Raw genomic sequence first — 13,204 nt, 5'->3', positions numbered from 1 at the left:
GTCGCCGTCCTGCTCAGCGCACGCCGAGGAGCGCGTCGACAGCCGACCGCGCGAGGTCGGCGTCGTCGACGCCGGTCGTCGCTGCGGCGTCGACGAGCGCGATGGCACCCGGGGTGTCGAGGTCGTCCGCCAGTCGGACACGCATCGCCTGCAGCAGCTCGACGGCGGACGCTCCACTCGCGGCATCCGTCGCGAAGGCCGAACGCCAGGTCCTGAGCCGGCGATCGGCCAGGACGAGGTGCTCGTCGTGCCACTCCCAGTCGTTGCGGTAGTGGTTCGCGAGGATCGCGAGTCGGATGGCCGAGGGGTCTGCTCCGTCGGCGGCCAGGCGTGACACGAGGACGAGGTTGCCGAGGGACTTGGACATCTTCGTGCCCTCGTAGGCGACCATGCCGGCGTGGCTGAACACCTTGGCGAGCGTGCGGCCGGACAGTGCTGCGGCGTGCCCGGCACTCAGATCGTGGTGTGGGAAGACGAGGTCGGAGCCGCCGCCCTGGACCGTGAAGTCCGATCCGAGATGCTGGAGGGCGATGACCGAGCACTCGATGTGCCAACCGGGACGCCCTCGGCCGACGGGCGACTCCCAGCTCGGCTCGCCGTCGCGCGCCGCCCGCCAGAGCAGTGGATCGAAGGCGTCGCGTTTCCCGGCGCGGTCGGGGTCTCCCCCGCGCTCGGCGAAGAACGCGGCCATCGTGGCCTCGTCGAGCCCACTCTCCGCGCCGAGGTGCCAGACGTCGTCGGCCGCGGCGCGCACGTCGAAGTAGACGTCGTCTCCGGCGGCACTGTCCGGGGTGTCGACCGAGTAGGCGACGCCGCGTTCGATCAGGAGCGCGACGGCGTCGGCGATCGGCCCGATGACCTCGGTGACCGCGACGTAGTCTTCGGGTGGGAGGATGCTGAGGCGTTCCATGTCGCTCCGGAAGAGTTCGACCTGGCTCGCTGCGAGTTCGACCCAGTCGACGCCGGTCGCGGTGGCCCGCTCGAGCAGCGGGTCGTCCACATCGGTGACGTTCTGGGCGTAGTGCACCTCGTAGCCGGCGTCCAGCCAGACGCGCTGCAGGGTGTCGTAGGCGAGGTAGCTCGACGCGTGGCCGAGGTGGGTCGCGTCGTATGGCGTGATGCCGCAGACGTACAACCGCGCCGTGCGTTCGGCGGAGGCTTCGATGAGCCCGGCGCTCGGGGTGTCCCAGAGACACGGGGCCGCGCCGGAGCCGGGCAGCTTCGGGACGACCGGGGCGGACCAGGCCCTCACGCGTTGATCACGCCCGTGCCGAGCAGCACCAGCAGGACGACGCCGAGCACGATGCGGTAGACGACGAAGGGCAGGAAGCTGCGCTTCGAGATGTAACTCATGAAGAAGGCGATGACCGCGAGGCCGACGACGAACGCGATGACGGTGGCGACGAGCGTCTCGACCGGTCCGTACGGGCTCGGCTCGCCGATGCTCTTGAAGACCTGGTAGAAGCCGCTGCCGAACACCGCGGGGATCGCGAGCAGGAAGGCGTACCGCGCCGCAGCACGGCGCTCGTAGCCCATGAACAGTCCGGCGGTGATCGTGCCGCCGGAGCGGGAGACGCCGGGGATGAGAGCGAGGGCCTGGGCGCCTCCGAAGATCGCGCCGTCGCGGTAGGTCAGGCTCTTCAGACGTCGCTTCTTCGCACCGACCGCGTCGGCGACACCGAGCAGGATGCCGAACACGATGAGCATGATCGCGACGATCCACAGCGACCGGAAGGTCGTCTCGATCTCGTCCTGGAACAACAGGCCGAGCACGACGATGGGGAGGCTGCCGATGATGATCAGCCACCCCATGCGGGCGTCGGCGTCATCCCTCGGGATCTTGCCGACGAGGGCTTTGCACCAGGACGAGATGATGCGGACGATGTCGCGCCAGAAGAACACCACGACGGCGGCCTCGGTACCGATCTGGGTGATCGCCGTGAACGCCGCGCCAGGGTCCTTCGCTCCGGGGAGGAACTCGCCGAGGATGCGCAGGTGTGCGCTCGACGAGATCGGGAGGAACTCGGTGAGTCCCTGGACGAGTCCGAGGATGATGGCGTTGATGAGGTCCACAGGGCACCTTTCTGCAGCCGGATGGCTGGTGTTCGGCCGGATCCGGCAGTCGTCGGCGGGGCGGCTCCTGGAGCGTCTCGCGGCGCGGAGGGCGCGGAGACGGACCGTGGGAAGTCAGTAGTCGAGGAGGAGGTCCGTGAGGACCTGCTTGCCAAACCCTAGCGCGTCGAGCGGCACGCGCTCGTCGACTCCGTGGAACATCGCGGGGAAGTCCAGGTGTTCCGGCAGGCGCAGCGGAGCGAAGCCGTACCCGGTGATGCCGAGGAGCGAGAGCGCCTTGTTGTCGGTACCGCCGGAGAGCATGTACGGGAGCACCGGGGCGCCGGGGTCATGGCGCCCCAGGGTCTCGACGACCGCGTCGACGAGCGGACCCGAGAACGGGGTCTCGAGGCCGATGTCGCGGTGCATGACGACGATCTCGATGTCCTCACCGACGATCTCCGCGACGCGCGCGAGCACGGCGTCCTCCTCGCCGGGCAGGGTGCGGATGTCGACGAGCGCCTCGGCGCGATCGGGGATCACGTTGTGCTTGTATCCGGCCTGCAGCAGGGTCGGGTTGCTCGTCGTGCGGAGCGAGGCCTGGATGAAGCCGGAGGCAGTACCCGTCGCGAGGGCGAGCTCGTCCGGGCCGAGCCGTTCGGGCGTGGTGCCGAGGATGGTGGCGATCTCACGGAGCAGCTGCTCGGTGGTGTCGGTGAGTCGGACGGGCCACTCGGTGCGTCCGATGGCCGCCACCGCTTCCGCGAGGCGGGTGACGGCGTTGTCCTGCACGTAGCGGGATCCGTGGGCCGCCCGTCCGGTCGCGACCAGTTTGATCCAGACGAGGGCCTTCTCCGAGGTCTGGAGGAGGTAGGAGCGGCGTCCGCCGAAGGTGATCGAGTACCCGCCGACCTCGCTGATCGCCTCGGTCGCGCCGGCGAAGAGCTCCGGTCGTTCGGTCACGAGGTGGTGGGAGCCGAACACGCCGCCGTTCTCCTCGTCCGAGAACATCGCGATCACGAGGTCGCGTTCCGGCCGACGGCCGCTGCCGAGGATCTCGCGGAGTGACGCGAGGATCATCGCGTCCATGTTCTTCATGTCGACGGCCCCGCGTCCCCACAGCAGGCCGTCCTTGATCTCGCCGCCGAAGGGGTCCACCGACCAGTTCGCAGGATCGGCGGGCACCACGTCGAGGTGCCCGTGCACGACGAGCGCCGGCTTCTCGGGGTTCGCGCCGGCGACCCGTGCGACCACGCTGGTCCGGCCCGGAGCAGCGTCGATCAGCTCCGGCTCCAGACCGAGGTCGCGGAGGTACGCCTCGACGTATTCGGCGGCCTCCGTCTCGCCGTTGGAGCGGCCCTCGCCGTAGTTCGTCGTGTCCATGCGGATGAGGTCCCGCGCGATCCGCGTGGTCTCGTCGAGCGTGAGGTCGGATGCGTCTAAGCCGGAGGTCATGGCTCCACGGTACCCGTCGGCCCTGACCGCTGCACCTCTCCCCCGATCGCGCGGTCGACGCACGGCCGGAGGGCGTCGAGCAGATCCTCCGGCGGAACGAGGTGGTGAACGGCTGTCGAAATCCGTGCTAGAGTTTCTTCTCGTGCCCAGCGAAAGCCGGACACGATCACAACACGCGCGGGTGGCGGAAATGGCAGACGCGCTAGCTTGAGGTGCTAGTGCCCTTACGGGCGTGGGGGTTCAAGTCCCCCTTCGCGCACACCGTGTTGAGACGGCGAACGGCCGGAGCGAAAGCTCCGGCCGTTCTTGTTTTCCCGCCGCACTCCACGACACGCCGACACCCGAGATCATCGTCGGTTCGAGCGAGATCCCGCACACCTTCGCCGGTTCTGGACCCTGCTCCGCCGGTACCGGGCCCTCCTCCGCCGGACCCTGAGCCTGTCGAAGGGTCGACCGAGCTGGTGGTCCCTGGTGGGCACTTCGACAAGCTCAGTGACCGGGAGAGTCCCGCCCGGAACACGCCGGTCCCTGAGCCTGTCGAAGGGCAGGAGGACGCGCGTGAGGAGCGGTGCCGTCCTCAGTGCCCGTGGCCGAGGCGCCGACGGAGCAGATCGATGCGGGCCTGTAGCTGGGTCACGCTCGCCTGTGCCACCGCGGGTCCGCCGCAGACGCGTCGCAGTTCGGCGTGCACGAGTCCGTGCGGCTCCTTCGTGTGCTTCGCGTAGAGACCGACCAGGGTGTTGAGCACCTGGCGCTGTTCCTTGAGCGTGCGGTAGAGCGGAGCGGGGATGTCCGCCTGCGGACTCGGCGAGGATGCGTTCTTGTCGACGAACGCCCCGCGCTTGGCCTGCCGGCTCTGGCGTTGCACGAGCAACTCGTGCACCTGTTCAGGTTCGAGGAGCCCGGGGAACCCGATGAAGTCGAACTCCTCCTCGGTGCCGGGCTGGGCGAGCTCGCCGAACTCGTCGCCGTCGAACACGACCCGGTCGAAGTGCGCGTCCGAGGAGACGGCCTGCCAGGTGAACTCCTCGAGGAGTGAATCGGAAGCCTTGTCCTCGCGCTCCGCGGCCGCCATCATCGCGTCCTCCGGATTGAAGAGGTCGCCCTCCGCGTCCGGGTCGCTCGGGCGGTCGAGTGCGTGATCGCGTTCGAGCTCGAGTTTCTCCGCGAGGGCCATCAGGTTCGGCACGTTCGGGAGGAAGATGCTCGCGATCTCGCCGCGTCGTCTGGCCCGGACGAATCGCCCGATCGCCTGCGCGAAGAACAGTGGCGTGGCGGACGACGTCGCGTAGACGCCGACGGCGAGTCGTGGGACGTCCACGCCTTCCGACACCATGCGGACCGCGACCATCCAGCGCTTGGTGTTCCCCGAGAAGTCGGCGATCCGGTCGCTGGCCTCCTTCTCGTCGGAGAGGACGACGGTGGGCTGCTCCCCCGTCAGCTCGTGCAGGATGGCCGCGTAGGCGCGCGCGGTCGTCTGGTCGGTGGCGATCACGAGTCCGCCGGCGTCCGGGACCGCCTGACGGACCTCGGACAGCCGGAGGTCGGCGGACTTCAGGACCGCCGGGATCCAGTCGCCCTGCGGGTCGAGTGCGGTCCGCCAGGCAGCGGAGGTGATGTCCTTCGTGTTGCCCTCGCCGAGGCGGGCCTCCATCTCGTCGCCGGCCTTGGTCCGCCAGCGCATGTGGCCGGCGTAGACCATGAAGAGCACCGGACGGACGACCCCGTCCTGGAGCGCGCGACCGTATCCGTAGTTGTAGTCGGTGACGGAGGTCCGGATGCCCTGGTGATCAGGCTGGTAGACCACGAACGGGATCGGTGCCGTGTCCGACCGGAACGGGGTCCCGGTCAGGGACAGCCGGCGGGTCGCCCGCGAGAACGCCTCGTGGATGCCGTCGCCCCAGCTCAGGGCGTCGCCGCCGTGGTGGACCTCGTCGAGGATGACGAGGGTGCGACCCGAATCGGTCGTGCGCTGATGGACGGGCGGGTTCGCCGCGACCTGGGCATAGGTGACGGCGACGCCGTGGTAGTGGCGGCCGAAGACCTGGTCGCGGTTCGCGAAGTTCGGGTCGAGGCGGATGCCGACCCGGCTCGCGGCCTCGGCCCACTGACGCTTCAGGTGGTCGGTCGGGGCGACGACCGTGATGCGGTCGATCGTGCCGCGATGGAGGAGTTCGGAGGCGAGCCGCAGCGCGAACGTCGTCTTGCCTGCGCCCGGTGTCGCCGCCGCGAGGAAGTCACGGGGTTCGGTGGTGAAGTACTGCTCGAGCGCCTCGGCCTGCCAGGCTCGAAGCTTGCTCGCCGTGCCCCACGCTGCGCGTTCCGGGAAGGCCGGTGAGAGGTGTTCGGCTGCGGACCCGCCCAGGTGCTGGGTCGAAGAGATTTCCGCGTTCACTGGAGACCACTGTACCCGGCCGAACCGACACCGCCGACCATCGTGTGCGGCCTCGACAGCCGTCCGGATGTCCGACTCGCGACTGATCCGCCAGCCGAGGGGCGGGCGTACGCTGGAGGTTCCGGATGCACAGCAGGAGGAACCACCCATGACCGAACAGCACCATCCCTGGTCGCGGTACGTCGCCATCGGCGACTCGTTCACCGAGGGGATCGGCGATCCCGAGCCGGGTGCGCCGGGCGGGCACCGCGGGTGGGCCGATCGGGTCGCCGAGGTGCTGGCCGCGCAGAATTCGGACTTCGCCTACGCCAACCTCGCGGTGCGCGGCAAGCTCGCACAGCAGATCCTCGACGACCAGGTGGAGCCGGCCCTGGAGCTGCACCCGGACCTCATCACGATCTCCGCGGGCGGCAACGACGTGATCCGGCCCGGCACCGACCCCGATGACATCGCCAGACGACTCGAGCAGGCGATCATCCGGCTCCGGAGCGACGGAGCGACGGTCGTGCTGTTCACCGGCGTGGACGTCGGCTTCTCCCCCGTGTTCCGGAGCATCCGCGGTAAGGTCGCGATCTACAACGAGAACCTGCGGGCCATCGCCGCCCGACACGACTGCATCATCGCCGATCAGTGGTCGCTCCAGGCGATCCAGGATCCGCGGATGTGGGCCCCGGACCGGCTGCATCTGAACGCGCTCGGCCATCACGAGGTCGCCCGCCTCGTCCTCCACGCGCTGAACGTGGAGAACGACCTCAAGCCGCTGCAGCCGGAGCCGCTGCCCGTGCGGCGTTGGCGTCAGGCCCGGACCGAGGACCTCGCCTGGGCGCGGGAGTACCTCGTGCCCTGGGTGCTCCGCCGGGTGCGGCACCAGTCGTCCGGCGACCACATCACCGCCAAGCGACCGATCGCCGGACCCTTCCTGACGGTTACAGCCCAGGACCAGGAACTCGACGTCTGATCGTCCGGCCGATCACCCGGGCTCCGGCGTCTGGCGCGGTCACGGGTTGGTCAGGCGCCACCAGGGCGTGACCGGGGCGATGTCCGCGTCGAGAGCCAGCGGGACGTCGATCGTCGCCGCACCGCCCTCCGCGCCGGCACCCACGGTGTAGCTGAGCTTCCCGACCGTCGAACCGGCGGCACCCGCCTCGATGGCTCTGGCGCGGCTCTCGACAGTGATCGGGGTGTCCTGCCAGACCAGCACGGAGGCGTCGGACGCCACGACGACCTTCGCCGCCTCGTCCCACGCGGTCGAGTAGGAGCCGACCGATTGCCCGGCGGTGGCGAGCTGGACCTGGTGGAATCCGGCCGGCACGCTCTGCAACAGGGAGACCACGGCCTCGTTGAGCACGGTGTGGTCGTCGGCACCGAGGATGACGCCGACGACAGTCACCGTCCGCCCCGCCACCTGGAGGTCGGCGGAGAACAGCAGGCAGGCGCCCGAGGCGTCGTCGGTCCCCGTCTTCATGCCGGTCACCCCGTACTGGCCGAGGAGGGCGTTCGTGTTCTCGACCTCGCCGATGGCGGGCAGTACCGCCGTGGGCTCCTTGACGATCGACGAGAGCACCGGGTCGGCGAGCACGAGCTTGCCGATGGTCACCAGGTCGCTCGGGGTGCTGACGTTCGTCTCGCCCAGGCCGCTCGTGTTCGTGACGGTCGTGCCGGTCAGCCCGTGTGCGTCGAGCCAGGCGCGCGCCGCGTCGAGGTACGCGTCGACCGAACCGAAGGCCCAGACGGCGAGCGAGATGCTGTAGTTGTTCGCCGACGGGAGGAGGAGCGCTTCGAGCATCTGCCGCTGGGTGAACACCGACCCGGCGACGACGGGTGCCGCTGAACCGTTCTCCGCGATGGTGTCGTAGTAGAACCCGACGTCGGCGTCGGTCAGCGTGATGGACGGGCCCTGATCGCCCGCGGCGAGGGGCTTGGCCTCCAGCACGACGAGGGAGGTGATCGTCTTGGTGATGCTCGCGATGGGGAACGGCGTCTGTTCGCCACTCGAACTCAGGACGCCGTCGAACCCGACGGCACCGAGGGCGCCCCGCCCGAATCCGGGCCAGGCGACCGGTGTGGTCTGCTGGACGAGCGAGGTCGTGAGGGCGTCGCCGGCTTCGAGCGTCGCAGCCGCGGCCGGGACCGGTCGGAGCAGCGCGCCTGCGCTGTACCCGAACAGCCCGATCAGGAGGGCGAGGACGCCGAAGACGGCGAGACGGCGGCGGCGATAGATCTGTCGTCTCGTGAGTGGCACCCGGTCATGCTACCCGGCGCTCCTGCGCGTCCCCTGTCGCGACCTGCCGCCGTGCCGGTGGTCTTCGAGCAGCGTTGGACCGTGGTCAGCGGACCCGGAGCTCCCAGAGGGCGACGGCACTGGCCGACGCGACGTTCAGCGAGTCGACGCCGTGGAGCATCGGGATGGTCACGATCGTGTCGGCGGCGGCGAGGGCCGAGGCGCTCAGACCGTCACCTTCAGCGCCGAGCACGATGGCGAGCCGTTCCGGGGCGGTCCGAGCATAGGTGTCGAGGTCCACGGCGTCGTCGGCCAGAGCGAGGGCGGCCGTCTCGAAGCCGGCATCCCGCAGGACGTCGGATGCGACATCCCATTCCGGCAGGCGGGTCCACGGCACCTGCAGGACCGTGCCCATGCTGACGCGGACGCTTCGACGGTACAGCGGGTCGGCGCAGCGCGGGGTGATCAGGACCGCGTCGGCACCGAGGCCGGCGACGGAGCGGAAGATGGCGCCGACGTTGGTGTGGTCGACGATGTCTTCGAGGATGACCACCCGGCGGGCGTCGGCGAGGAGTTCGGCGGGGTCGGCGAGCGGTGGGCGGTGCATCGCCGCGAGCGCTCCCCGGTGCAGGTGGAAGCCCGTCAGCTGCTCCAGGAGTGCGGGCTCGCCGACGAAGACCGGGACGTCGTGATCCTCGAGGAGTGGCGAGACGTCGTCGAGCCACTTCTCCTGCAGCAGGACCGATCGCGGTCGGTGCCCGGCGCGCAGCGCACGTTCCATGACCTTCGTGGACTCGGCGATGTACAGGCCACCCGCGGGTTCGGACACCCGGCGGAGGGCGACGTCCGTCAGCCGCGCGTAGTCGTCGAGTCGTCCGTCGTCGAGATCGGTGATCCGGATGACCTGCATGGGAGACGTCCTCTCGACGCGATGTTCGACCTCCACCTTGCCAGAGTGGGAACACGATCGAAAACGAGGCCGTTTAGACTCAGGGGAAGCGATGGCCCGGAGTACTCCGATCATCGCGGACGGATGGACGGAGCAGGCATGAGCACGCTGATCGCAGCAGGGGATCCCGCTGACGAGACGGCCGAGGCCGGGCTCGAACGGGCGATCGAGCTGCTCGCGGACCGACGCGTCGCCTTCCTCACCGGGGCCGGCGTCAGCACGGACTCCGGCATCCCCGACTATCGGGGCCAGGGCGCTCCGGTGCGGACCCCCATGACGGTCGACCAGTTCCTGTCCAACGACGACGCCGCGCGCAAACGCTACTGGGCCGGCAGCCACCTCGGGTGGAAGCGGTTCGACGGCGCTCGACCGAACGCCGGCCACCGGGCGATCGCGCTCCTCGAGGAGGCCGGCATCGCCGACGGCGTCATCACGCAGAACGTCGACGGCCTCCACGTCAGAGCCGGCTCGCGCCGCGTCGTCGACCTGCACGGGTCGATGGACCGCGTCAGCTGTCTCTCCTGCGGGCAGAGCTACGCCAGGTCGAGCATCGCGGAGCGCATGACGTCGCTGAACCCCTGGCTCGACACCGAGACGGACGTGACGATCAACCCGGACGGCGATGCCGAGGTCGGGCGCGTGGACGAGATCGTCGTCCCCGTGTGCACGGTCTGCGGTGGCATGCTGAAGCCGGACGTGGTCTTCTTCGGCGAGTTCATCCCCACGGAGAAGTACGCCGAGGCGGCGGCACTCGTGCGCGGCGCCGACGCACTCGTGATCGCCGGGTCGTCGCTCGTGGTCAACTCGGGGATCCGGCTCCTCGAACTCGCCCGCCGGAAGCGGTTGCCGATCGTCGTCATCAACCGTGGCGTCACGAAGGCGGACGGCCGTGCGGATGTGAAGCTCGACGCGGGTGCCAGTGAGACGCTCACCGGGATCGCCGCTCGCCTGGTCCCGTCCGCGTTCACGAGCGTCGTCTCGCAGGAGGCGACCGACGCCTGACGCCTCAGGCGTCGGTGTGGTCGTCCGCGAGGAACGCGGTGAGGCGTTGCGCCGCGTCGTGCGGCTCCTCGTAGTGGATGAGGTGTCCGACGCCCGGGATGACGTGCAGCTGCGCGTCGGCGAACCGCTTCGCGAGCGCGTACTGCGCGGCCACGGGCGTGATGTCGTCGCGCTCGGCGGCGATGAGCAGCGTGCGGCTGGGGATGCGGTCGGCGTACTCGCTGACGTCGTGGCTGACCGAGGCGGTGAACGACTCGAGGACGACCTCCCGGTCGGCGAAGGCGCTGAAGTACTGGTCGTGCTGGGCGTGGATCCACCGACGGAGCGTCGGGTCCTTCGTCTTCGCCATCGCGACGCTCATGATGCGGACGACACCCTTGTTGCGGAGGAAGGCGAAGCCCAGGCGTTTCGGGAGCTTCGCGGACGACCAGTAGTAGAAGACCGCGAGCCTCGTCAGGACACCTCGAGGGCCCTGGAGCGCCGGGGCGGCGATCGGGTTCACGAGGACGAGGTCGTCCGGTCGGAGTCCCCCGGCGACGGCGGCGCTCGACACGATCGAGCCGAACGAGTGCCCGAGCAGGACGACCCGGCCGGTCAGGTGTAGCTCCTCGATGAACCGTCCCAGCCAGGCTGCGTACCCCTCGACGGAGTGGGTGGCGTCGGGGAAGGGTGCGGAGCTGCCGAAGCCGGGGAGGTCCGGAGCGATGATCCGGAATCCGGAGAGCTGCGCGACGACCGGTTCGAGGCCGTGGTGGTCGCCGCGGAACCCGTGCACCATGACGATCGTCGTCGATGCCTCTCGGTCGCCGTAGTCCCAGAACCGGGTCTCGGCTCCGTCCACGATGAGCGAGCGCTCCCGGACGGGGATGCGGTCGAGCTGGTCGGCGTACGGTGATTCGACGGGCATCCACTCAGTCTAGGCAGTCCGGCTCCGCGTTCACCCGACGACGCGGAGCGTGCCGTCCCGGCGTGGCACAGGCCCCTGTCGGAGGTGCGTCATAGGGTGAAGGCGTGAACACGGTCGACGCGAACCCCCACTGGACGGACCGCCTGGCGGTCTTCGATCTCGAGACGACCGGCATCGAGGTGGAGACGAGTCGCATCGTGACCGCCTTCGTCGGTGTCATCACCGCGGACGGTTCGGTCGAACGCTCGTGGTCGTGGATGGCCGACCCCGGGGTCGAGATCCCTGCTCGCGCCGCCGAGATCCACGGCGTCACGACGGAGCGTGCCCGGGCGGAGGGGCGTCCGGCACCGGCCGTCGTCGGAGAGATCGTGTCCGTCCTCACCGAACTGTTCGCCGCACGGACCCCGGTGGTCGCCTACAACGCGCCCTACGACTTCTCTCTCCTGCACTTCGAGGCGGAGCGACACGGGGTGACCTCGATCACCGCCCCGTCCCCCGTCGTCGACCCGCTGATCCTCGACCGACGGCTCGACACGTTCCGCCGCGGCAAGCGGACGCTCGAGGTCGTCGCCGCCCTGCACGGCGTTCCACTGGAAGGTGCGCACGACGCGGGCGTGGACGCCGTCGCCGCCGGACGCGTCGCTCAGGCCATCGGCCGACGCTACGCCGACGCATTGCCGACGAGCGTGGACGAGCTGCACGAGGCTCAGCGGACCTGGTCGCTCGAGCAGGCGGAGAGCTTCCAGTCCTACATGCGCCGCGTGCGCGACCCCGAATTCGTCGCCGAAGGCGCTTGGCCCATTCGCACCGGACGCCCTGCCGCTCGACCCGAGACGCCGGTCATCGTCCCAGCGGACCAGCTGCCCATCGGTATCTGAGTCGCACGGACTCCCCACGACGACGAACGCCCCGATCCGAGGATCGGGGCGTTCGTGTATGACAGCGGAAGGACTACTTGCCGAAGCCCTTGAAGCGCTGGTTGAACTTCTCGACGCGACCGGCGGAGTCCATGATGCGCTGCTTGCCCGTGTAGAACGGGTGCGACTCGGACGAGATCTCCACGTCGATCACCGGGTAGGTGACGCCGTCGAGGTCGATCGTCTTGCCCGACGAGACCGTCGAGCGCGTGAGGAACGTCGCGCCGGAGGCGAGGTCGCGGAAGACGACGGCTTCGTACGTGGGGTGGATGTCAGATTTCATCAGCAGTCCTTGTTGAGTGGATGGTGTGGGTAGTACCCGCGCTCGGAACTCCAGGCACGAGGCAGAAAGCTCTTGGCTCCGCGAGCCAAAGGTCGACTTTACCAGACTCGGCGCGCATCTGCTCGCCTGCCGAGGTCGACCCGCCGAGGTACGGCCGTCAGGAGGGGGCGACAGCCGAGCGTCCGGCGCGGGCGGAGCGGGCGTGGAAGCGTCCGTCCTCCTCGGTCAGCTCGATCGGGAGGTCGAAGGTCTCACTGAGGTGCTCGGCCGTGAGGGTCTCGGCGATCGGTCCGGCGGCGACGACGCCGCCGTCGCGAACGAGCAGGACGTGCGTGAAGCCGACGGGGATCTCCTCGACGTGGTGGGTCACCATGATGATCGCCGGTGAGTCGTCGGCGCTCGCGTAGCCGCCGAGCAGCTCGACGAGCTCCTCGCGCGTGCCGAGGTCGAGGCTCGCGGCCGGCTCGTCGAGCAGGAGGAGTTCGGGGTCGGTCATGATGGCCCGCGCGATCTGCACGCGCTTCTGCTCGCCGTCGCTGAGCGTGCCGAAACGGCGGTCGGCGAGGTGGTCGAGCTTCCATTCGGCGAGGACCCGCGAGGCCCGCTTCACATCGATGTCCTCGTACTGCTCGACCCAGCGGCCGGTGACCGAGTAGGCCGCCGTGAGCACGACGTCCAGGACGGTCTCCTCCGGCGGCACCCGCTTCGCGAGGGCGGAGGACGCGAAGCCGATGCGCGGTCGCAGCTCGAAGACGTCGACCCGGCCGAGCGTCTCGTCGAGCACGGAGACCGTGCCCTTCGAGGGGTGGATGAGCGTCGCCGCGAGCTGCAGGAGCGTCGTCTTGCCTGCGCCGTTCGGGCCGAGGACGATCCATCGCTGGTCGCCCGTCACCGTCCAGTCGACGCCATCGAGGATGGGGTTGAGATTGCGGACGACGGACACATCGGAGAACTGCAACACGCTCGGCATGGTCCTAGCCTATCCGCCAAGACTCGTCGCGCGTCGCCGTCCTCCGAGGCGTC

At 69.5% G+C, this 13,204-nt stretch carries 12 protein-coding genes and 1 tRNA gene; 4 read left to right on the top strand and 9 right to left on the bottom strand.

Features of this window, described 5'->3' with window-relative positions; all coding sequences use genetic code 11:
* Positions 1-13: 13 nt before the first annotated feature.
* From mshC to BWO91_RS10590, 3 genes are all read right to left on the bottom strand, one after another.
* The gene (gene mshC, locus BWO91_RS10600) at positions 14-1,252 is read right to left on the bottom strand and encodes a cysteine--1-D-myo-inosityl 2-amino-2-deoxy-alpha-D-glucopyranoside ligase (protein ID WP_079002539.1); all 1,239 of its coding nucleotides are present in this window, start codon (positions 1,250-1,252) and stop codon (positions 14-16) included.
* Positions 1,249-2,073 (bottom strand): undecaprenyl-diphosphate phosphatase, encoded by an 825-nt coding sequence (locus BWO91_RS10595; protein ID WP_071260226.1) that lies wholly within the window; start codon positions 2,071-2,073, stop codon positions 1,249-1,251. Before BWO91_RS10595 ends, mshC begins: the two co-directional genes overlap by 4 nt.
* Before the next feature lie 114 nt (positions 2,074-2,187).
* Positions 2,188-3,507, bottom strand: a complete 1,320-nt coding sequence (locus BWO91_RS10590; protein WP_079002538.1) for a M20/M25/M40 family metallo-hydrolase — start codon at positions 3,505-3,507, stop codon at positions 2,188-2,190.
* A 175-nt stretch (positions 3,508-3,682) separates the two neighbouring features.
* Here BWO91_RS10590 and BWO91_RS10585 point away from each other — a divergent pair.
* Positions 3,683-3,766, top strand: a tRNA-Leu gene (locus BWO91_RS10585).
* A gap of 318 nt (positions 3,767-4,084) precedes the next feature.
* Here the strand turns inward: BWO91_RS10585 and BWO91_RS10580 are convergent.
* Positions 4,085-5,902, bottom strand: a complete 1,818-nt coding sequence (locus BWO91_RS10580) for a DEAD/DEAH box helicase (protein WP_240555453.1) — start codon at positions 5,900-5,902, stop codon at positions 4,085-4,087.
* Positions 5,903-6,050: 148 nt separating this feature from the next.
* Between BWO91_RS10580 and BWO91_RS10575 the strand changes: the two genes are divergently transcribed.
* The gene (locus tag BWO91_RS10575) at positions 6,051-6,860 is read left to right on the top strand and encodes an SGNH/GDSL hydrolase family protein (RefSeq protein ID WP_079002536.1); all 810 of its coding nucleotides are present in this window, start codon (positions 6,051-6,053) and stop codon (positions 6,858-6,860) included.
* Positions 6,861-6,899: 39 nt separating this feature from the next.
* Here the strand turns inward: BWO91_RS10575 and BWO91_RS10570 are convergent, their stop codons facing one another.
* Both BWO91_RS10570 and BWO91_RS10565 read right to left on the bottom strand, forming a co-directional pair.
* Positions 6,900-8,144, bottom strand: coding sequence for a D-alanyl-D-alanine carboxypeptidase family protein (locus tag BWO91_RS10570; RefSeq protein ID WP_153303434.1), 1,245 nt, complete (start codon positions 8,142-8,144; stop codon positions 6,900-6,902).
* A gap of 85 nt (positions 8,145-8,229) precedes the next feature.
* Complete coding sequence (locus BWO91_RS10565; protein ID WP_064296952.1) at positions 8,230-9,033, bottom strand: TrmH family RNA methyltransferase; 804 nt, start codon at positions 9,031-9,033, stop codon at positions 8,230-8,232.
* A gap of 138 nt (positions 9,034-9,171) precedes the next feature.
* Between BWO91_RS10565 and BWO91_RS10560 the strand changes: the two genes are divergently transcribed.
* On the top strand, positions 9,172-10,074 hold the full coding sequence (locus tag BWO91_RS10560; protein WP_064296951.1) for a Sir2 family NAD-dependent protein deacetylase: 903 nt from the start codon (positions 9,172-9,174) through the stop codon (positions 10,072-10,074).
* Between the two features lie 4 nt (positions 10,075-10,078).
* On the opposite strand, the gene BWO91_RS10555 is transcribed toward BWO91_RS10560, so the two are convergent.
* Positions 10,079-10,981 (bottom strand): alpha/beta fold hydrolase, encoded by a 903-nt coding sequence (locus tag BWO91_RS10555; protein ID WP_079002535.1) that lies wholly within the window; start codon positions 10,979-10,981, stop codon positions 10,079-10,081.
* Between the two features lie 104 nt (positions 10,982-11,085).
* On the opposite strand from BWO91_RS10555, the gene BWO91_RS10550 reads away from it, so the two are divergent.
* Complete coding sequence (locus tag BWO91_RS10550) at positions 11,086-11,859, top strand: 3'-5' exonuclease (protein WP_240555451.1); 774 nt, start codon at positions 11,086-11,088, stop codon at positions 11,857-11,859.
* A 73-nt stretch (positions 11,860-11,932) separates the two neighbouring features.
* Here BWO91_RS10550 and BWO91_RS10545 read toward each other — a convergent pair whose 3' ends face one another.
* Positions 11,933-12,181: a type B 50S ribosomal protein L31 gene (locus tag BWO91_RS10545; RefSeq protein WP_056005588.1), complete on the bottom strand. Its 249-nt coding sequence runs from the start codon at positions 12,179-12,181 to the stop codon at positions 11,933-11,935.
* A 157-nt stretch (positions 12,182-12,338) separates the two neighbouring features.
* The gene (locus tag BWO91_RS10540) at positions 12,339-13,151 is read right to left on the bottom strand and encodes an ABC transporter ATP-binding protein (protein WP_071260215.1); all 813 of its coding nucleotides are present in this window, start codon (positions 13,149-13,151) and stop codon (positions 12,339-12,341) included.
* Positions 13,152-13,204 lie beyond the last annotated feature (53 nt).

It is taken from the genome of Plantibacter flavus (genome assembly GCF_002024505.1).
Classification (GTDB): domain Bacteria; phylum Actinomycetota; class Actinomycetes; order Actinomycetales; family Microbacteriaceae; genus Plantibacter; species Plantibacter flavus_A.
This window is presented reverse-complemented; position numbering and strand designations above follow the sequence as displayed.

What these genes read in the sequence shown, in the direction of transcription:
- BWO91_RS10590 (WP_079002538.1), bottom strand. Translation starts at nt 3,507, where the DNA reads ATGACCTCCGGCTTAGACGCATCCGACCTCACGCTCGACGAGACCACG.
- BWO91_RS10575 (WP_079002536.1), top strand. Translation starts at nt 6,051, where the DNA reads ATGACCGAACAGCACCATCCCTGGTCGCGGTACGTCGCCATCGGCGAC.
- BWO91_RS10565 (WP_064296952.1), bottom strand. Translation starts at nt 9,033, where the DNA reads ATGCAGGTCATCCGGATCACCGATCTCGACGACGGACGACTCGACGAC.
- BWO91_RS10560 (WP_064296951.1), top strand. Translation starts at nt 9,172, where the DNA reads ATGAGCACGCTGATCGCAGCAGGGGATCCCGCTGACGAGACGGCCGAG.
- BWO91_RS10555 (WP_079002535.1), bottom strand. Translation starts at nt 10,981, where the DNA reads ATGCCCGTCGAATCACCGTACGCCGACCAGCTCGACCGCATCCCCGTC.
- BWO91_RS10545 (WP_056005588.1), bottom strand. Translation starts at nt 12,181, where the DNA reads ATGAAATCTGACATCCACCCCACGTACGAAGCCGTCGTCTTCCGCGAC.
- BWO91_RS10540 (WP_071260215.1), bottom strand. Translation starts at nt 13,151, where the DNA reads ATGCCGAGCGTGTTGCAGTTCTCCGATGTGTCCGTCGTCCGCAATCTC.